The 18,390-nt window shown below is 60.7% G+C and carries 18 protein-coding genes; 11 read left to right on the top strand and 7 right to left on the bottom strand.

The window, feature by feature from the left end; genetic code table 11:
- Window positions 1-72 precede the first annotated feature (72 nt).
- From BHC62_RS02300 to BHC62_RS02290, 3 genes are all read left to right on the top strand, one after another.
- Window positions 73-690 carry a glutathione S-transferase N-terminal domain-containing protein gene (locus tag BHC62_RS02300; RefSeq protein ID WP_027604841.1) on the top strand — a complete coding sequence of 206 codons (618 nt, stop codon included), beginning with the start codon at window positions 73-75 and terminating at the stop codon, window positions 688-690.
- A 17-nt stretch (window positions 691-707) separates the two neighbouring features.
- Window positions 708-1,124: a ClpXP protease specificity-enhancing factor gene (locus BHC62_RS02295; RefSeq protein WP_029291899.1), complete on the top strand. Its 417-nt coding sequence runs from the start codon at window positions 708-710 to the stop codon at window positions 1,122-1,124.
- A 150-nt stretch (window positions 1,125-1,274) separates the two neighbouring features.
- Window positions 1,275-2,024, top strand: a complete 750-nt coding sequence (locus BHC62_RS02290) for a FadR/GntR family transcriptional regulator (protein ID WP_029291897.1) — start codon at window positions 1,275-1,277, stop codon at window positions 2,022-2,024.
- Between the two features lie 48 nt (window positions 2,025-2,072).
- Here BHC62_RS02290 and BHC62_RS02285 read toward each other — a convergent pair whose 3' ends face one another.
- Window positions 2,073-3,227 carry a phospholipase gene (locus BHC62_RS02285; RefSeq protein ID WP_070994113.1) on the bottom strand — a complete coding sequence of 385 codons (1,155 nt, stop codon included), beginning with the start codon at window positions 3,225-3,227 and terminating at the stop codon, window positions 2,073-2,075.
- A 228-nt stretch (window positions 3,228-3,455) separates the two neighbouring features.
- Between BHC62_RS02285 and kdgD the strand changes: the two genes are divergently transcribed.
- The 5 genes from kdgD to BHC62_RS02260 all read left to right on the top strand — a co-directional run bounded on the left by kdgD (window position 3,456) and on the right by BHC62_RS02260 (window position 10,099).
- A complete protein-coding gene (gene kdgD, locus BHC62_RS02280; RefSeq protein WP_029291893.1) occupies window positions 3,456-4,367 on the top strand; it encodes a 5-dehydro-4-deoxyglucarate dehydratase in 912 nt (303 codons plus the stop codon).
- A gap of 54 nt (window positions 4,368-4,421) precedes the next feature.
- On the top strand, window positions 4,422-5,867 hold the full coding sequence (locus tag BHC62_RS02275; RefSeq protein ID WP_029291891.1) for an aldehyde dehydrogenase family protein: 1,446 nt from the start codon (window positions 4,422-4,424) through the stop codon (window positions 5,865-5,867).
- A 192-nt stretch (window positions 5,868-6,059) separates the two neighbouring features.
- Complete coding sequence (locus BHC62_RS02270) at window positions 6,060-7,424, top strand: MFS transporter (RefSeq protein WP_029291889.1); 1,365 nt, start codon at window positions 6,060-6,062, stop codon at window positions 7,422-7,424.
- A 12-nt stretch (window positions 7,425-7,436) separates the two neighbouring features.
- Window positions 7,437-8,990, top strand: a complete 1,554-nt coding sequence (gene garD, locus BHC62_RS02265; RefSeq protein ID WP_070994112.1) for a galactarate dehydratase — start codon at window positions 7,437-7,439, stop codon at window positions 8,988-8,990.
- Window positions 8,991-9,157: 167 nt separating this feature from the next.
- On the top strand, window positions 9,158-10,099 hold the full coding sequence (locus BHC62_RS02260) for an AEC family transporter (RefSeq protein WP_070994111.1): 942 nt from the start codon (window positions 9,158-9,160) through the stop codon (window positions 10,097-10,099).
- 110 nt (window positions 10,100-10,209) lie between these two features.
- On the opposite strand, the gene BHC62_RS02255 is transcribed toward BHC62_RS02260, so the two are convergent.
- From BHC62_RS02255 to gatC, 6 genes are all read right to left on the bottom strand, one after another.
- Window positions 10,210-10,593 (bottom strand): carboxymuconolactone decarboxylase family protein, encoded by a 384-nt coding sequence (locus BHC62_RS02255; RefSeq protein WP_070994110.1) that lies wholly within the window; start codon window positions 10,591-10,593, stop codon window positions 10,210-10,212.
- Window positions 10,590-11,636 (bottom strand): calcium/sodium antiporter, encoded by a 1,047-nt coding sequence (locus tag BHC62_RS02250; protein WP_032866451.1) that lies wholly within the window; start codon window positions 11,634-11,636, stop codon window positions 10,590-10,592. The genes BHC62_RS02255 and BHC62_RS02250 overlap by 4 nt, the downstream gene beginning before the upstream one ends.
- A gap of 59 nt (window positions 11,637-11,695) precedes the next feature.
- Window positions 11,696-12,067 (bottom strand): septal ring lytic transglycosylase RlpA family protein, encoded by a 372-nt coding sequence (locus BHC62_RS02245; protein ID WP_029291879.1) that lies wholly within the window; start codon window positions 12,065-12,067, stop codon window positions 11,696-11,698.
- Window positions 12,068-12,224: 157 nt separating this feature from the next.
- The gene (gatB, locus tag BHC62_RS02240; RefSeq protein ID WP_029291877.1) at window positions 12,225-13,670 is read right to left on the bottom strand and encodes an Asp-tRNA(Asn)/Glu-tRNA(Gln) amidotransferase subunit GatB; all 1,446 of its coding nucleotides are present in this window, start codon (window positions 13,668-13,670) and stop codon (window positions 12,225-12,227) included.
- 10 nt (window positions 13,671-13,680) lie between these two features.
- The gene (gatA, locus tag BHC62_RS02235; protein ID WP_029291874.1) at window positions 13,681-15,132 is read right to left on the bottom strand and encodes an Asp-tRNA(Asn)/Glu-tRNA(Gln) amidotransferase subunit GatA; all 1,452 of its coding nucleotides are present in this window, start codon (window positions 15,130-15,132) and stop codon (window positions 13,681-13,683) included.
- Between the two features lie 16 nt (window positions 15,133-15,148).
- Window positions 15,149-15,436, bottom strand: coding sequence for an Asp-tRNA(Asn)/Glu-tRNA(Gln) amidotransferase subunit GatC (gene gatC, locus BHC62_RS02230; protein ID WP_003216077.1), 288 nt, complete (start codon window positions 15,434-15,436; stop codon window positions 15,149-15,151).
- Between the two features lie 210 nt (window positions 15,437-15,646).
- On the opposite strand from gatC, the gene mreB reads away from it, so the two are divergent.
- The 3 genes from mreB to mreD all read left to right on the top strand — a co-directional run bounded on the left by mreB (window position 15,647) and on the right by mreD (window position 18,387).
- Window positions 15,647-16,684, top strand: coding sequence for a rod shape-determining protein MreB (gene mreB / locus BHC62_RS02225; RefSeq protein ID WP_002555108.1), 1,038 nt, complete (start codon window positions 15,647-15,649; stop codon window positions 16,682-16,684).
- A gap of 138 nt (window positions 16,685-16,822) precedes the next feature.
- Window positions 16,823-17,899, top strand: a complete 1,077-nt coding sequence (gene mreC, locus BHC62_RS02220; RefSeq protein ID WP_071609992.1) for a rod shape-determining protein MreC — start codon at window positions 16,823-16,825, stop codon at window positions 17,897-17,899.
- Window positions 17,899-18,387 (top strand): rod shape-determining protein MreD, encoded by a 489-nt coding sequence (mreD, locus tag BHC62_RS02215; RefSeq protein WP_029291827.1) that lies wholly within the window; start codon window positions 17,899-17,901, stop codon window positions 18,385-18,387. The genes mreC and mreD overlap by 1 nt, the downstream gene beginning before the upstream one ends.
- The last annotated feature ends 3 nt before the right edge of the window (window positions 18,388-18,390 follow it).

The following is an 18,390-nucleotide window of genomic DNA, read 5'->3' as shown; positions in this document are numbered from 1 at the left end:
GTTACGGGAGATGCTTTCTGGGCGCGCTCGTTTTTGAGCTTTCGATAATTTCAACAAGCGAGGAGGACCGCCATGGGCGTGACCAACCGGTTGGCCTGTTACTCCGACCCCGCCGACCACTATTCCCACCGAGTACGCATCGTGCTCGCAGAGAAGGGTGTCAGCGCCGAGATCATCAGTGTGGAGGTGGGTCGTCATCCGCCGAAACTGATCGAAGTGAACCCTTACGGCAGCTTGCCCACCCTGGTCGATCGTGACCTGGCGTTGTGGGAGTCAACCGTGGTGATGGAATATCTGGATGAGCGTTACCCCCATCCACCTTTGCTGCCGGTGTATCCGGTGGCGCGTGCCAACAGCCGCTTGCTGATCCATCGGATCCAGCGTGACTGGTGTGGGCTGGTGGATCTGATTCTGGATACACGCAGCAAAGAAGCGGCCCGTGTGCAGGCGCGCAAGGAATTGCGCGAGAGCCTGACCGGCGTTTCACCGTTGTTCGCCGACAAACCTTTTTTCCTCAGTGAGGAACAAAGCCTGGTGGATTGCTGCCTATTACCCATACTCTGGCGTTTGCCGATTTTGGGCATTGAATTGCCGCGGCCTGCCAAGCCGCTGCTTGATTACATGGAGCGCCAGTTTGCGCGTGAGGCTTTCCAGGCAAGTCTGTCTGGCGTCGAACGTGATATGCGCTAAGGCTTAAGGAGCCGTTGATGAACTCCAGTCGACCTTATCTGGTCCGCGCGCTCTATGAGTGGATTGTGGATAACGATTGCACCCCGCACATGCTGGTCAATTCCGAGTTTCCTGCGGTGCAGGTGCCACAAGGTTTTGCCAGTGACGGACAGATTGTCCTGAACGTTTCGCCCAGTGCCGTACGCCAACTGCACATGGACAATGAAGCGGTCAGCTTTGAAGGGCGTTTTGGTGGGGTACCCCATACGCTCTATGTGCCCATCGGCGCGATCCTGGGCATTTATGCCCGGGAAAATGGCCAGGGCATGGTGTTTGATCTGGAGTCGTCGCTTGACGACGACGAAGCGATCGAAGTTGAAGATGACGACCTGCCGCCGCCTGACTCCGAGCCGCCGCGCCCTACGGGCCGGCCGAGCTTGAAAGTGGTGAAGTGATGGAGCATGCGCCTGCGGGCACGTGCTGAAAAAGTGCCCCGGCTTTGGTCGGGGTATTTTTTTGCGCGCTACAAAGTCGCGGTGAGCGGTGATCGTACAACCTGCTTGGGCTATGATGCGCCTTCAGATCATCGAGATAATTGGTTACCCATGGAAAACCTCAGCACCGCCCCGCGTCTTCCCCGCAAGCGTCGCAGCCTTGCCCAGGAACTGGTCACGGTGTTGTCCGAGCAGATCCGCGACGGCCAGCTCAATCGTGGGGATAAGTTGCCCACCGAGTCGGCGATCATGGAAGCCCATGGGGTCAGCCGTACGGTGGTGCGCGAGGCGATCTCGCGCCTGCAGGCGGCCGGGCAGGTGGAGACCCGGCATGGCATCGGCACCTTTGTGCTGGATACGCCGAGCCCCAGCGGGTTCCGGATCGATCCGGCGACGGTGGTGACGTTGCGCGATGTGTTGGCGATTCTGGAACTGCGCATCAGCCTGGAAGTGGAATCCGCCGGCCTCGCGGCCCAGCGTCGCAGCGACGAACAGTTGGCCGCGATGCGCGCCGCCCTCGATGCCTTGAATGAAAGTGCGGCGCACGCCAGCGATGCAGTGGCGTCGGACTTCCAGTTCCATCTGCAGATTGCGTTGTCCACCGGCAATCGCTACTTCACCGATATCATGACGCACCTGGGCACCAGCATTATCCCGCGCACCCGCCTGAACTCAGCGCGCCTGGCCCATGATGACCAGCAGCACTACATGAGCCGCCTGAGCCGTGAGCACGAAGAGATTTACGAAGCGATCGCCCGCCAGGATTCGGATGCGGCGCGAGCGGCGATGCGCCTGCACCTGACAAACAGCCGCGAGCGGTTGCGCCAGGCACATGAAGAGGCGCAGGCGCAGCGCGGCTGATGCTCGTCGATGGCGCAGACGCCGGCGTCCCGGCATCTGCGCCTGGTTTCAGGCTGGCGTATTGGGTGTGTAGTTTTGCAGCAGCAGGTAGGTGCTCCAGCCCCACCAATCATTCGTCCACTGTTTGTCGTTGAGGTTGTTGACGTCCTTGCGTCGCAGCACCTTGTCGCCCTCGGCCTTGAACAGCGGTGAGAAGTTAGTGCTCGGGTTGTTCACCGCATTCAGGTCCGGCACATACAGCGGTGCCTTGTACGTGGCCGGGGAGGGCAGGATGCCACTGACATAGGCCTCGAAAATCTCATCGGCCGAGACCTGCACCGCGCGTTTGACCTGAGCGCGGTTGGCCGCATCATTGCTGTCGAAATAGCGTTTGTCGCCATAGGCGTGCCACTCATCGCCCAGTGCGTTGCGTACCTTGAGCCCGAACTTGCTGTCTTCGTCATGCATGAAGCGGCTGATCAACGACCCCAACTCACCCGGTGTGACTACGCGAGCCAGTTGCTTGCGCGGTACGCGCAGGTGCCCCGCGGAAAACAGGTCGGTCAAAAAGTGATCAGCAAAACTGTTCATGGCATAAGCCAGTTCCAATTGCTGGTCGCTGCCACTTTGGTGGGCGACGACCGCTTGTTGCAGGGCGCCGGTATGCCCAGCCAGATAGGCTGACAGCGCCCATTCGCCGAAATGATCGGCGTTGTCGGCGGCCAGCTTAAGGTAGCGCCCCAAGGGCACCATGGCTGAAACGACGCTGCCGCCGCCGGTGATGCGGTTCCACTCTTCAGACAACGTATCTCCGAGTGCGTCATAGGCTTCATGGGCCTGCTTACCCTCCTTGATGGCCTGCTTGACCGCGTTGATCTCCTTTTGCATGACCGCGAGAATTTTGCCCGCTTCGTCCCGCGACGCCGGCAGCGTGGCCAGGGAGTTGAACGCGGCGGTAAAGCGCTGCACGCGCTCGGCTGGCGATGCACCGTCGCTGATGGGCTGGCCGGGGATCCCATAGAAATCACCGCCCAGGGCGATGATCTGGCCATAGGTCAAAGCCAGGCCATTAGGCAGATGCAGTTTGACTTGCGCCCCCGGAATAGAGGGCTCGCCCTGTACGAACCGCAGTAGCGTCTCATCGCCAATAGCGGTGTGCTCGCCGCCTTCGAAGCGTAGGGAGGGGAGGGGCTTGCGGGTGATGACCGATTCAAGTTCTGACATGTTAGCTCCTTGCTATGTCGTAGGATTCTTCCTTGATAGCTGTATGTATATACAGCTATCGCAAGAATAGCGGAGCAATTTCCTACGTCAAGGGGGTTGCCAGTAAACGTCCTCGAGACCCGCGCAAGTCGACGAAATAGTGTTGACGAATATTTTTATAGTTGTACGATGACGTACGACAACAAAAACCATTCCCCAGTATCAGTCGTTATCCAGGGTGTTCGAATAATGAATCCACAAGAACTGAAGTCCATCCTTTCCCACGGTCTGCTGTCTTTCCCGGTCACCGATTTCAATGCCCAGGGTGATTTCAACCAGGCGGGTTACATCAAGCGTCTGGAGTGGCTGGCCCCCTACGGCGCCACTGCCTTGTTCGCGGCAGGCGGCACCGGTGAGTTTTTCTCCCTGGCAGCCAGTGAATATTCCCAAGTGGTGAAAACCGCCGTTGATACCTGCGCCACCAGCGTGCCGATCCTCGCCGGTGTCGGCGGCTCCACGCGCCAAGCCATCGAATACGCCCAGGAAGCCGAGCGCCTGGGGGCCAAGGGCCTGCTGCTGCTGCCGCACTACCTGACCGAAGCCAGCCAGGACGGCGTCGCCGCCCATGTCGAGGCGGTGTGCAAGTCAGTAAAAATTGGTGTGGTGGTGTACAACCGCAACGTCTGCCGCCTGACCGCGCCACTGCTCGAACGCCTGGCCGAACGTTGCCCGAACCTGATCGGCTACAAGGATGGCCTGGGCGATATCGAACTGATGGTGTCGATCCGCCGTCGCCTGGGCGATCGTTTCAGCTACCTGGGCGGCCTGCCGACCGCCGAGGTTTACGCCGCGGCCTACAAGGCGCTTGGCGTCCCGGTGTATTCCTCGGCGGTGTTCAACTTCATTCCCAAAACCGCGATGGACTTCTACCACGCGATTGCCCGGGAAGATCACGCCACTGTCGACAAGATCATCGACGACTTCTTCTTGCCTTATCTCGACATCCGTAACCGCAAGGCCGGTTATGCCGTGAGCATCGTCAAGGCGGGTGCAAAAATCGCCGGCTATGACGCAGGCCCAGTGCGCACCCCGCTGACCGATCTGCTGCCAGAAGAATATGAAGCCCTGGCCGCGCTGATCGACAAGCAAGGTGCGCAATAACCCATGAATAAAGCCGCTGAGTGATCAGCGGCTTTTTGCGTCAGGAGAAGATTCGTGTCCCAAGCCAAGCGTTTTGACAACTACATCGGTGGCCAGTGGGTGGCCGGTGCTGACTACTCAAGCAATATCAACCCCTCGGACCTGTCGGATGTGATCGGCGAATTTGCCAAGGCCGATCTGGCCCAGGTCGACGCCGCCATCGACGCCGCGCGCGCGGCGTTCCCGGCGTGGTCGACTTCCGGCATCCAGGCCCGGCATGACGCCTTGGATAAAGTCGGCAGCGAGATCCTCGCCCGCCGCGAAGAACTCGGTACGCTGCTGGCCCGCGAAGAGGGCAAGACCCTGCCGGAAGCCATTGGCGAGGTGACCCGCGCCGGCAATATCTTCAAGTTCTTTGCCGGTGAGTGCCTGCGCCTGTCCGGTGATTACCTGCCGTCGGTGCGCCCAGGGGTGAATGTCGAAGTCACCCGTGAAGCCTTGGGCGTGGTGGGTCTGATCACCCCGTGGAACTTCCCGATTGCCATCCCCGCCTGGAAAATCGCCCCGGCCCTGGCCTATGGCAACTGCGTGGTGCTCAAGCCGGCCGACCTGGTGCCCGGCTGTGCCTGGGCCCTGGCAGAAATCATCTCCCGCGCCGGCTTCCCCAGTGGCGTGTTCAACCTGGTGATGGGCAGTGGTCGCGTGGTCGGCGATGCGCTGGTCAACAGTTCGAAGGTCGATGGCATCAGCTTCACCGGTTCCGTGGGCGTGGGGCGGCAGATCGCGGTCAGCTGCGTGTCGCGCCAGGCCAAGGTGCAGTTGGAAATGGGCGGCAAGAATCCGCAGATCATTCTCGACGACGCTGACCTCAAGCAGGCCGTCGAACTGTCGGTGCAGAGTGCCTTCTACTCCACTGGCCAGCGCTGCACGGCATCGAGTCGCTTTATCGTGACGGCCGGGATTCATGACCGGTTTGTCGCGGCCATGGCCGAGCGTATGCAATCGATCAAGGTCGGCCATGCCCTGCATGCCGGGACGGATATCGGCCCGGTCGTGTCCCAGGCCCAGTTGGACCAGGACTTGAAGTACATCGATATCGGCCAAGGCGAAGGCGCGCGGTTGGTCAGCGGTGGTGGCCTGGTGACCTGCGACACCGAGGGCTATTTCCTGGCGCCGACACTGTTTGCCGACAGCGAGGCCGCCATGCGTATCAGCCGTGAAGAAATCTTCGGCCCAGTGGCCAACGTGGTGCGCGTAGCGGACTACGAGGCGGCGCTGGCCATGGCCAATGACACCGAGTTCGGCCTGTCGGCGGGCATCGCGACCACCTCGCTCAAGTATGCCAACCACTTCAAGCGCCACTCCCAGGCCGGGATGGTGATGGTCAACCTGCCGACCGCAGGTGTGGATTATCACGTTCCCTTCGGTGGCCGGAAGGGTTCATCCTACGGTTCGCGTGAGCAAGGTCGCTATGCGCAAGAGTTCTACACCGTGGTGAAAACCAGCTACATCGGCTCATAAACCCAGCCCTGGAAAGAGGGGGTTTCTGTAGGAGCGAGCTTGCTCGCGAAAAACGTCAACGATAACGCGTACATCCAGGTAGGACGTGTCGCCCTGAAGTTTTTCGCGAGCAAGCTCGCTCCTACAAGAGCCAGCGTTACGCAACACACAACAATTACCCGCAAAAAAAATAATTAGTGGGAGTACATCTACATGCAAGCGACCAAGCCGACGCACGTCCGTTATTTGATCTTGCTCATGCTGTTCCTGGTGACGACGATCAACTACGCCGACCGCGCCACCATCGCCATCGCAGGTTCCAGCCTGCAAAAAGACCTCGGCATCGATGCCGTCACCCTCGGTTATATCTTCTCTGCTTTCGGTTGGGCCTACGTGGCCGGGCAAATCCCTGGAGGTTGGCTGCTGGACCGGTTCGGTTCGAAAAAAGTCTATGCCCTGAGCATCTTCACCTGGTCGCTGTTCACCGTGCTGCAAGGCTATGTCGGTGAATTCGGGGTCTCCACCGCGGTGGTTGCGCTGTTTATGTTGCGGTTCCTGGTGGGCCTGGCAGAGGCACCTTCTTTCCCCGGCAATGCGCGCATTGTCGCGGCCTGGTTCCCCACCGCCGAACGCGGTACGGCGTCGGCGATCTTCAACTCGGCGCAGTACTTCGCCACGGTATTGTTTGCACCCCTGATGGGATGGATCGTCTACAGCTTCGGCTGGCAGCACGTATTTATCGTGATGGGCGTGATCGGCATCGTGTTCTCCCTGATCTGGCTGAAAGTGATCTACAGCCCGCGTCAGCACCCGCTGATCAACGAGGCCGAGTTCAATCACATCGCTGCCAATGGGGCGATGGTCGATATGGATCAGGACAAGGCCAAGGGTAAGAAAACCGACGGGCCGAAGTGGGATTACATCCGTCAGTTGCTGACCAATCGCATGATGCTCGGCGTGTACCTGGGCCAGTACTGCATCAACGGCATTACCTACTTCTTCCTGACCTGGTTCCCGGTGTACCTGGTGCAAGACCGTGGCATGACCATCCTCAAGGCCGGCTTCATCGCGTCGCTCCCGGCGATCTGCGGCTTTATCGGCGGCGTGCTGGGCGGGGTGATTTCCGACTACCTGTTGCGCAAGGGCCATTCCCTGACTTTCGCGCGCAAGGCACCGATCATTGCTGGCTTGCTGGTTTCCAGCAGCATCATTGCCTGCAACTACGTGGATGTGGAATGGATGGTCGTTGGCTTCATGGCCCTGGCCTTCTTCGGCAAAGGCGTTGGCGCACTGGGGTGGGCGGTTGTGTCTGACACCTCGCCAAAACAAATCGCCGGCCTCAGCGGCGGCCTGTTCAACACGTTTGGCAACCTGGCTTCCATCACCACGCCAATCGTGATTGGCTACATCATCAGCACCACCGGTTCGTTCAAGTGGGCCCTGGTGTTCGTCGGCGCCAATGCGCTGGTAGCAGTATTCAGTTACCTGGTGATTGTCGGCCCGATCAAGCGTGTGGTGCTCAATGAGCCGCCGAGCAAAGGCCCTGAGTTGACTAACCTTTCCCAAGCGCAATCCTGAAGGGGCCGTGTGATGCAGTTGATTGAACATGCCGACTCGCCGCGCTCCATCCGTTTGCACGAGCGCGACAATGTAGTGATTGTGGTCAACGACCAAGGCGTGCCGGCCGGGACCGAGTTCCCGGACGGCCTGGTGACCGTGGAGTTCATTCCCCAGAGCCACAAGGTGACTCTGGAAGATATCCCCCAAGGCGGTCAGATCATTCGCTATGGCCAAACTATCGGTTACGCCTTGCAGCCGATACCGCGCGGCAGTTGGGTCCAGGAAGACCAACTGCGTATGCCCACCGCGCCGCCGCTGGACAGCTTGCCGCTGTCCACCGAAGTGCCCGACGCCCAGGCGCCCTTGGAAGGTTTCACCTTCGAGGGCTATCGCAATGCGGATGGCACCGTGGGCACGCGCAATATCCTTGGCATCACCACCACTGTGCAGTGCGTGACCGGCGTGCTGGACCATGCGGTCAAGCGCATCAAGGACGAGTTGCTGCCCAAGTACCCGCATGTCGATGACGTGGTGGCACTGACCCACAGCTATGGTTGCGGCGTGGCCATCACCGCCACCGACGCCTATATCCCGATCCGCACCGTGCGCAATCTGGCGCGCAACCCGAACCTGGGTGGCGAAGCGCTGGTGATCAGCCTGGGCTGCGAGAAGTTGCAGGCCGGGCAGGTGATGCACGACAACGACAGCTCGGTGGACCTCAGTGAACCGTGGCTGTATCGCCTACAGGACGCCAGCCACGGTTTTACCGAAATGATCGAACAGATCATGGAACTGGCCGAAACCCGCCTGAAAAAACTCGACCTGCGCCGGCGGGAAACGGTACCGGCTGCGCAACTGATCCTCGGCATGCAATGTGGGGGGAGCGACGCGTTTTCCGGGATCACCGCCAACCCGGCGCTGGGCTACGCCTCGGACCTGTTGCTGCGGGCCGGGGCGACGGTGATGTTTTCCGAAGTGACTGAAGTGCGCGACGCCATTTACCTGCTGACTTCCCGCGCCGAAAACCAGGAAGTCGCCCGCGAACTGGTGCGGGAAATGGACTGGTACGACCGCTACCTGGCCAAGGGCGAGGCCGATCGCAGCGCCAACACCACGCCGGGCAACAAGAAGGGCGGCCTGTCGAACATTGTCGAGAAGTCCCTGGGCTCCATCGTCAAGTCCGGTAGCAGCGCGATCAATGGTGTGCTCGGGCCGGGTGAGCGGTTCAAGGGCAAAGGCCTGATCTTTTGCGCGACGCCGGCCAGCGATTTTGTCTGTGGCACCTTGCAACTGGCGGCGGGGATGAACCTGCATGTGTTCACCACGGGGCGGGGCACGCCCTATGGGTTGGCGATGGCCCCCGTGGTGAAGGTTTCGACCCGTACGGAGTTGGCGCAGCGTTGGCCAGACCTGATCGATATCGATGCCGGAAGGATCGCGACTGGGCGTGCGACCATCGAGGAGTTGGGGTGGGAGTTGTTCCACTTCTACCTGGACGTGGCCAGCGGCAAAAAGCAGACCTGGGCCGAGCAGCACAAGCTGCACAATGACATCACCTTGTTCAACCCGGCGCCTATTACCTGAGACCGAGTTGCCTGTATTCGCGAGCAAGCCCGCTTCACACATTCCTTTAGGAGCACGGACAAAAATGTGGGAGAGCGCTTGCTCGCGAAAGCGGTCTGTCAGGCGGCGCTGGGCTGTTTGGCTTATCATTAGCCACCTACCGAAGCTCACCCAAGGTTCTCCCCAGCATGCTGGCTATATTCCTGCAAACCCTGACAATCACCGCGCCGGTATTTGCCATGTTGTTTCTGGGCGTCCTGCTCAAGCGCATCAATTGGATCAACGACAACTTTATCCACACCGCATCGTCCCTGGTGTTCAACGTCACCATGCCGGCGTTGCTGTTTCTGGGGATTCTGCACGCCGACCTGCATTCGGCGCTCAAGCCAGAACTGCTGATCTATTTCTCTGTCGCCACGCTGGTCGGCTTTGCTCTGGCCTGGGGCTGGGCGATTTTTCGCTGCCCGCGTGAGGACCGGGGTATCTATACCCAAGGGGCATTTCGCGGTAACAACGGGGTGATCGGCCTGGCACTGGCGGCCAGCATGTATGGGGACTACGGCATTTCCCTCGGGGCGATCCTCGCGGGGTTGGTGATCCTGTTCTACAACACCCTGTCGACCATTGTGTTGGCGGTCTACAGCCCAGTGATTAAGTCTGACCCGTGGAGTATCTGCAAGAGCGTACTGGCCAACCCGCTGATCCTCAGTGTGATTGCTGCGACACCGTTTGCCTATTTCCAGATTGGCTTGCCCAATTGGCTGGAAACCTCCGGGCGGTACCTGGCCGATATGACGCTGCCCCTGGCGCTGATCTGCATTGGCGGCACTCTGTCGCTGGCCGCATTGCGCCAAAGCGGCAACATGGCATTGAGCGCCAGCCTGGTGAAGATGATCGGCCTGCCGCTCGTGGCGACCGTCGGCGCCTGGCTGTATGGCTTCCGGGGGCCGGAGTTGGGGATTCTGTTCCTGTATTTTGGCGCACCGACGGCCGCTGCCAGTTTTGTCATGGCCCGTGCGGCCCAGGGTAACCATGAGCTGGCGGCGGCGATTATCGTGATCACCACATTGATGGCGGCGGTGACCACCAATATCGGGATCTTTGTGCTGCAGGCGGGCGGCTGGATCTGAAATGAGGGGTGGTCTTCAGGGCCAATCGCGGGCAAGCCCGCTCCTACACTTGAAGTATGTTCACAACTCAAAATGTGGGAGCGGGCTTGCCCGCGATAGCTCTCTTGCAGTCACTGCTCAGCTGGCTGATACGCCTCGATCACTTCTTGCGCCGCCCGAAATGCATCGATCGCCGCCGGCACGCCGGCATACACCGCGCAATGCAGCAGCGCTTCGCGAATTTCTTCAACAGTGCAGCCGTTGTTCAGCGCACCGCGTACATGGCCCTTGAGCTCCTGCGGGCACTTCAAGGCGGTCAGCGCAGCGAGGGTAATCAGGCTGCGCGTCTTCAGCGGCAAGCCTTCACGGTTCCACACCCCGCCCCAGGCATGTTCGTTGACGAAGTCCTGCAACGGCTGGGTGAATTCGGTGGCATTGCCCAGGGCGCGGTCGACAAATGCATCGCCCATTACCTGGCGGCGCATTTCAACGCCGGATTTCGCTTGTTCGGTCATTGCGACTCCCTCTTGTGTTGGCGGTGCCAGGCTCGCAGCGAGGTGAACAACAGGAAGGCCACCAGCGCTGGCAGGACGTAATACAGCATCAGTTGTTCCAGTTTGTTGGCCAGTGGCATGCCGGTGGTAAATGACACCACGTGCAGCCCATACGCCAGGTACAGCCCCAGCAGCAGCAAGCCTTCGGCGCGGGTGATGCGGTAGCCGGTGTAAAACACGGGCAGGCACAACACCACGACGCCGAGCATCACCGGCAGGTCAAAATCCAGGGCGTTGGGCGACACCGACAAAGGCAGCGGCGCCACCAGCGCGGTAAAACCCAGAACCCCCAACAGGTTGAACAGGTTGCTGCCGATCACGTTCCCCACCGCAATCTCCCGCTCGCCGCGCAGGGCGGCGATCAGCGAGGTCGCCAGGCACGGCAGCGAGGTGCTGACGGCGACGATGGTCAGGCCGATCACCCGCTCGGACAGGCCCAGGTCGCTGGCCACTTCCACCGCTGCGCCCAGCACCAGATGCCCGGCGAACACCAGCAACACGAGCCCGCCGATCATCCACAGCAAACTGCTCAGCCACGGCGCCTGTACCACCGTGTCGCGGGTCCGCGGGCGGCGCGAATGGCGGGTCTGGTACAGCAACAGGCCCAGGTAGGCGAGCAGGGCGGCAAGCAAGGTCAGGCCGTCGAGCGGTGTCAGTGCTTCATCACTGGCGAGAATAAACAGCAGCATGCTGGCGCCGATCATCACCGGGATATCCAGGCGCACCAGTTGCCGCGAGACGCGCAGGGGAATAATCAGCGCCGAAAGACCCAGGGTGACGAGGATATTGAAGATGCTGCTGCCAATCACACTGCCCACGGCAATATCGGTATTGCCGGCCAGGGTGGCCTGCAGGCTGACGGCGATTTGCGGCGCGCTGCTGCCAAAGGCGACGATGCTCAAGCCAATGATCAGTGGCCGGACTTTGAGGCTGGCGGCCAGGCGCACGGCGGCGCGTACCAGCATTTCGGCTCCTGCAATCAGCAGCAGCAGGCCGCTGGTCAGTTCAATCAGGCTTATGGGCGAAAGGGCGCTTAATCCGAAAATGGTCCGGGCTCCGTCAGTCAGTTGCTCAGGGCTTGCACGCGCACACGCGCGGTTCCGCTGCGCAGCATACCCAACTGCTCGGCGGCCTGGCGTGAAAGATCGATCAGCCGCCCACGGGTATGCGGGCCGCGATCATTGATGCGCACCACCACGGTTTTGTTGCTGGCAAGATTGGTGACCTTGACCCGCGTGCCGAATGGCAGGCGCCGGTGGGCGGCGGTCAGGGCGTGTTGGTTGAAGGGTTCACCGCTGGCGGTCTTCTTGCCATGGTGCTTGGCGCCGTAGTAGGACGCGGTGCCGGTTTCGTCGTAGCCGTTGGGGTCGATCATGCCGCTGGCGCAGCCGGTGAGCAGGGAGAACAGGGCGCAAAGGCCGAGTAGACGCTTCATTTTCAAGGTGTCCCCAAAATTGATATGGGAACCGACCCCTGTAGGAGCTGGCTTGCCTGCGATGCGGGCGCCTCGGTTTTTCAGATGTACCGAGGTGATGCTATCGCAGGCAAGCCAGCTCCCACATAAGTCGGTTCCCACAGGGCGGCAACCGTTATCAGCCTTCGAGCTTGCTCTTGAGCAATTCGTTGACCTGTTGCGGGTTGGCCTTGCCTTTGGAGGCCTTCATCGCCTGGCCCACAAAGAAGCCGAACATCTTGCCGCGCTTGGCTTCGTCGGCCGCACGGTACTGTTCGACCTGCTCCGCATTGGCTGCGAGCATTTCATCAAGAACGGCCGATATGGCGCCGCTGTCGGTGACTTGCTTGAGGCCGCGCTTCTCGATGATCTCGTCGGCGTTGCCTTCACCGCTGGCCATGGCCTCAAACACGGTCTTGGCGATTTTGCCGGAGATGGTGTTGTCCTTGATGCGCAGCAACATGCCGCCCAGTTGTTCGGCCGAGACCGGGGCTTCCTCGATTTCCAGGCCCTGTTTGTTCAACAGGCTACCCAGTTCGACCATGACCCAGTTGGCCGCCAACTTGGCGTCGCCAGCGATGCTCACGACTTTTTCGAAGTAGTCGGCCTGCTCGCGGCTCGATGCCAGGACGCTGGCGTCATACACCGACAGGCCGAACTGCGCCTGGAAGCGTTCGCGTTTTTGCGGTGGCAATTCCGGCAGGGTGGCGCGCACGTCATTGAGGAATGAATCCTCGATGACCACCGGCAACAGGTCCGGATCGGGGAAGTAACGGTAGTCGTTGGCTTCCTCCTTGCTGCGCATGGCGCGGGTTTCGTCTTTGTTCGGGTCGTACAGGCGCGTCTGCTGGATCACCTTGCCGCCGTCTTCGATCAGCTCGATCTGGCGACGGACTTCGGTATTGATCGCCTTTTCGATGAAACGGAACGAGTTGACGTTCTTGATCTCACAGCGGGTGCCGTACTCAACCTGGCCTTTAGGACGCACCGACACGTTGCAGTCGCAACGCAGGGAGCCTTCGGCCATGTTGCCGTCGCAAATGCCCAGGTAGCGCACCAGTGCGTGGATGGTCTTGACGTAGGCCACCGCTTCCTTGGCACTGCGCATGTCCGGCTCGGACACGATCTCCAGCAACGGCGTGCCGGCGCGGTTCAGGTCGATGCCGGTGGCGCCATTGAATTCTTCATGCAGGCTCTTGCCGGCATCTTCTTCCAGGTGCGCACGGGTCACGCCAACACGCTTGATGGTGCCGTCTTCCAGGGGGATATCCAGGTAGCCCTTGCCGACGATCGGCAATTCCATCTGGCTGATCTGGTAGCCCTTGGGCAGGTCCGGATAGAAGTAGTTCTTGCGCGCGAACACGTTGTGCTGGCCGATTTCGGCGTCAATCGCCAGGCCGAACATCACCGCCATGCGCACCGCTTCCTGGTTCAGCACTGGCAATACGCCAGGCATGCCCAGGTCTACGAGGCTGGCCTGGGTGTTGGGCTCTGAGCCGAACGTGGTGGCGCTACCGGAGAAAATCTTCGATTGGGTGGCAAGCTGGGTATGAATCTCCAGCCCGATCACAACTTCCCATTGCATAGTGTTCTCCTCAGAAGCCGGTTGGGGTGCGAGTGTGCCAGTCAGTATTCAACTGGTACTGGTGCGCCACATTGAGCAAGCGGCCTTCCTGGAAATACGGGGCAAGCAACTGCACGCCCACCGGCAGGCCATCGACGAAACCGGCTGGCATGGACAAGCCCGGCAAGCCCGCGAGGTTGGCGGTGATGGTGTACAGGTCTTCCAGATACGCGGCCACCGGGTCGCCATTCTTGGCGCCGAGTTTCCAGGCCGGGTTCGGCGTGGTTGGGCCGATGATCACGTCGACTTCATTAAAGGCCGCCATGAAGTCGTTCTTCACCAGGCGTCGGATTTTTTGCGCCTTGAGGTAGTACGCGTCGTAGTAGCCAGCCGACAAGGCGTAGGCCCCGACCATGATCCGCCGCTGTACTTCCACGCCGAAACCTTCGCCACGGGAGCGCTTGTACAGGTCGGTGAGGTCTTTCGGGTCTTCACAGCGATAGCCAAAGCGCACGCCGTCGAAACGCGACAGGTTGGAGGAGGCTTCGGCCGGAGCAATCACGTAGTAAGCCGGAATCGCGTGCTGGTTGTTCGGCAGGCTGATTTCCTTGATCACCGCGCCGAGCTTTTCCAGCGCCTTGATGCTGTTGTGCACCAGTTCGGCGATACGCGGGTCGAGACCGGCGCTGAAGTACTCTTTCGGTACGCCGATGCGCAGGCCTTTGAGCGAGGTGTTGAGGCTGGCGCTGTAGTCCGGCACCGGCTCATCGATGCTGGTGGAGTCCTTTGCATCGAAACCGGCCATGCCTTGTAACAATATTGCGCAGTCTTCGGCGGTGCGGGCCAGAGGGCCGCCCTGGTCGAGGCTGGACGCGTAGGCAATCATGCCCCAGCGGGAAACGCGACCGTAGGTCGGTTTCAGGCCGGTGAGGTTGGTGAAGGCAGCGGGCTGGCGGATCGAGCCGCCGGTATCAGTGGCCGTGGCGGCTGGCAGGAAGCGCGCGGCAACGGCTGCGGCCGAACCACCGGACGAACCGCCGGGCACGTGCTCCGCGTTCCACGGGTTTTTCACCGCGCCGTAGTAGCTCGATTCGTTGGCCGAGCCCATGGCGAATTCGTCCATGTTGGTCTTGCCCAGGGTCACGGCCCCGGCTTCGGCCAGCTTGGCGACGACGGTGGCGTCGTAGGGCGCCTTGAAGTTGTCGAGCATCTTCGAGCCGCAGCTGGTGCGGATGCCCTGGGTGCAGAACAGGTCCTTGTGACCGATTGGCGCACCCAGCAGCGCGCCGCTTTCACCGTTGGCGCGACGGGCGTCGGCGGCCTTGGCCTGGCCCAGGGCCAGCTCCTCGGTGAGGCTGATGAAGCTGTTGACCTTCGGATCCAGTGCGGCGATGCGCGCCAGGAGGGTCTTGGTCAGCTCTTCGGACGAAAACTTTTTATCGGCGAGACCGCGGGCGATCTCGGCCAGAGTCAATTGATGCATTGCAGGCTCTTTCCCTTTAGTCGATGACTTTCGGAACCAGGTACAGGCCGTTTTCGACCGCTGGTGCGATGGACTGGTAGGCCTCGCGATTATTGCGTTCGGTCACGACGTCTGCGCGCAGGCGCTGGCTGGCTTCCAGTGGGTGGGCCAGGGGTTCGATGCCGTCGGTATTCACCGCTTGCATCTGGTCGACCAGCCCGAGAATGCTGTTCAGGGCTGCGGTGGTCTGTGGAAGATCGGCTTCATTGAGGCCCAGGCAGGCCAGATGAGCGATTTTTTCCACGTCGGAGCGTTCAAGCGCCATGGGATTCTCCAGTGGAAAACAGAACGGAAGCTATCCGTGTGTTAGATTGTCGGAACACTACCGCATTTCTACGGTCATAAGGCCGCGATTGTGGGGTTAGGTGCACAGAAAGTCGGCCAATTTAGCACATTGGCGCCTTGCCCAAAATCCCTGTCGTTGTTAGAGTTTGCCGCACTTTTTTACCCACGCGTTGCCTAGGGTCCCTTTCCCATGTTCAAGAAACTGCGTGGCATGTTTTCCAGCGATCTTTCCATCGACCTGGGCACTGCCAACACCCTTATTTACGTGCGCGAGCGCGGTATCGTCCTGAATGAGCCATCGGTTGTGGCCATTCGGACCCATGGTAATCAGAAAAGTGTCGTTGCCGTGGGCACCGAGGCCAAGCGCATGCTCGGCCGTACACCTGGCAACATTGCCGCCATTCGTCCGATGAAAGACGGCGTGATCGCCGACTTCAGCGTCTGCGAGAAGATGCTGCAGTACTTCATCAACAAGGTTCACGAAAACAGTTTCCTGCAGCCCAGCCCTCGCGTGCTGATCTGCGTTCCATGCAAATCCACCCAGGTGGAGCGTCGTGCCATCCGTGAATCGGCCCTTGGTGCCGGTGCCCGCGAAGTGTTCCTGATCGAAGAACCAATGGCTGCGGCCATCGGTGCCGGCCTGCCGGTTGAAGAAGCGCGCGGTTCGATGGTGGTGGATATCGGTGGTGGTACCACTGAAATCGCCCTGATCTCCCTCAATGGCGTGGTGTATGCCGAATCCGTACGGGTTGGCGGCGACCGCTTCGACGAAGCGATCATCACTTATGTGCGTCGTAACTACGGCAGCCTGATCGGCGAATCCACCGCCGAGCGCATCAAGCAGGAAATTGGTACCGCTTACCCGGGCGGCGAAGTACGCGAAGTCGATGTGCGCGGTCGCAACCTGGCCGAAGGCGTGCCACGTGCCTTTACCCTGAACTCCAATGAAGTGCTGGAAGCTCTGCAAGAGTCCCTGGCTACTATCGTTCAGGCGGTAAAAAGCGCCCTGGAGCAATCGCCGCCGGAACTGGCTTCCGATATCGCCGAGCGTGGCCTGGTGCTGACCGGTGGTGGCGCCTTGCTGCGCGACCTCGACAAGTTGCTGGCCCAGGAAACCGGCCTGCCGGTGATCGTCGCCGAAGACCCGCTGACCTGCGTGGCCCGTGGCGGTGGTCGTGCACTGGAAATGATGGATAAACACACCATGGACCTGCTCTCCAGCGAATAAGATCGTTGGTTACGCCATGTTTCGCCAACAGGCAGCACTTTGCAGTGCTGCCTGTTGGCGTTTATCTTCTTCAATCTGCATCCAGGCCGGTTTGATGCCGTATGAATAAAGAGAATATCTGCCCGGGAGGAGCGGCCTATTAAACCGCTCTTCACTAAAGGCCCCTCATTGGGCGTGCGCTTGTTGGTGCTGGTCGTGCTATCGGTCGCGCTGATGGTGGTCGACGCCCGCTTCACACTGCTCAAGCCAGTGCGTAGCCAAATGTCGCTGGTATTGATGCAGTCCTACTGGATCACTGACCTGCCGCAACGGCTATGGCAAGGTGTGGCCAGCCAGTTTGGCAGCCGTACCGAACTGGTTGCCGAGAACGAAAAACTCAAGACCGAAAACCTGCTGTTGCAGGGGCGCATGCAAAAGCTGGCGGCCCTGACCGAGCAGAACGTGCGGCTGCGCGAGTTGCTCAATTCTTCCGCGCTGGTCAACGAAAAGGTCGAAGTGGCCGAGTTGATCGGCATGGACCCCAACCCCTTCACCCATCGCATCATCATCAATAAAGGTGAGCGCGATGGCGTGGTCCTTGGCCAGCCGGTGCTCGATGCCCGTGGCCTGATGGGCCAGGTGGTGGAGTTGATGCCCTATACCTCCCGCGTGCTGCTGCTGACCGACACCACCCATAGCATTCCGGTGCAGGTCAACCGCAACGGCCTGCGGGCGATTGCCAGTGGCACTGGCAATCCGGAGCGCCTGGAACTGCGGCATGTGGCAGACACTGCCGACATCAAGGAAGGCGACCTGCTGGTCAGCTCCGGCCTTGGCCAGCGGTTCCCGGCAGGCTACCCGGTGGCGACGGTCAAGGAAGTGATCCACGATTCCGGGCAGCCCTTTGCGATTGTGCGTGCGGTGCCAACGGCTGCGCTGAACCGCAGCCGCTACCTGTTGCTGGTGTTCAGCGACACGCGCACCCCGGAAGAGCGCGCCAACGACGCCGCCCAGGCCCAGGAAGCACAGGACAAGCAAGACGGCACTGCGACGCCGATCATCCCGGCAACCGTACCCAAGCCAGCGGCACCTGTGGCGACACCGGTTGTACCCGCTACGCCTGCTGCCGCGACACCGGCCAAGCCGGTGGCCCAACCTGCTCGGCCAGTCAAACCAGCGGCGACTGCGCCTGCTGCGGCGCCCACGCCGGCAACCACTCGACAGGGGGCGCAATAATGGCCGGTACTCATTCACGCAATGGCTGGATGGTCTGGTTGACCTTCGCCATCGGTATGCTGCTCAGCGTTTCGCCGATGCCGCAATTCATGGAAATCCTGCGCCCGCTATGGCTGGCATTGCTCCTGGCATTCTGGGCCCTGGCCCTGCCGCATAAGGTCGGTATGGTCACCGCGATGTGCCTGGGGCTGGCTGAAGACGTGATGTATGGCACGTTGCTCGGGCAGAATGCGTTGATTCTTACGCTGATTACCTTCCTGGTGCTGTCGTTGCAGCAACGCTTGCGCATGTTCCCGATGTGGCAACAGTGCCTGGTCATCCTGGTGATCTTCGGCCTGGCCCAACTGGTGCAGCTGTGGCTCAGTGCCTTGACCGGCAACCGCCAACCCACCTTGGCGCTGGTCTTGCCGGCCCTGGTCAGTGCGCTGTTGTGGCCATGGATCAGTTTCGGCCTGCGTGGGCTGCGTCGCCGCTATAAAATCAATTGAGTG

It is taken from the genome of Pseudomonas sp. 06C 126 (assembly GCF_001855215.1).
Classification (GTDB): Bacteria; Pseudomonadota; Gammaproteobacteria; order Pseudomonadales; family Pseudomonadaceae; genus Aquipseudomonas; species Aquipseudomonas proteolytica.
Note: the sequence above shows the minus strand (reverse complement) of the source record. Positions and strands in the feature narration are given on the sequence as shown.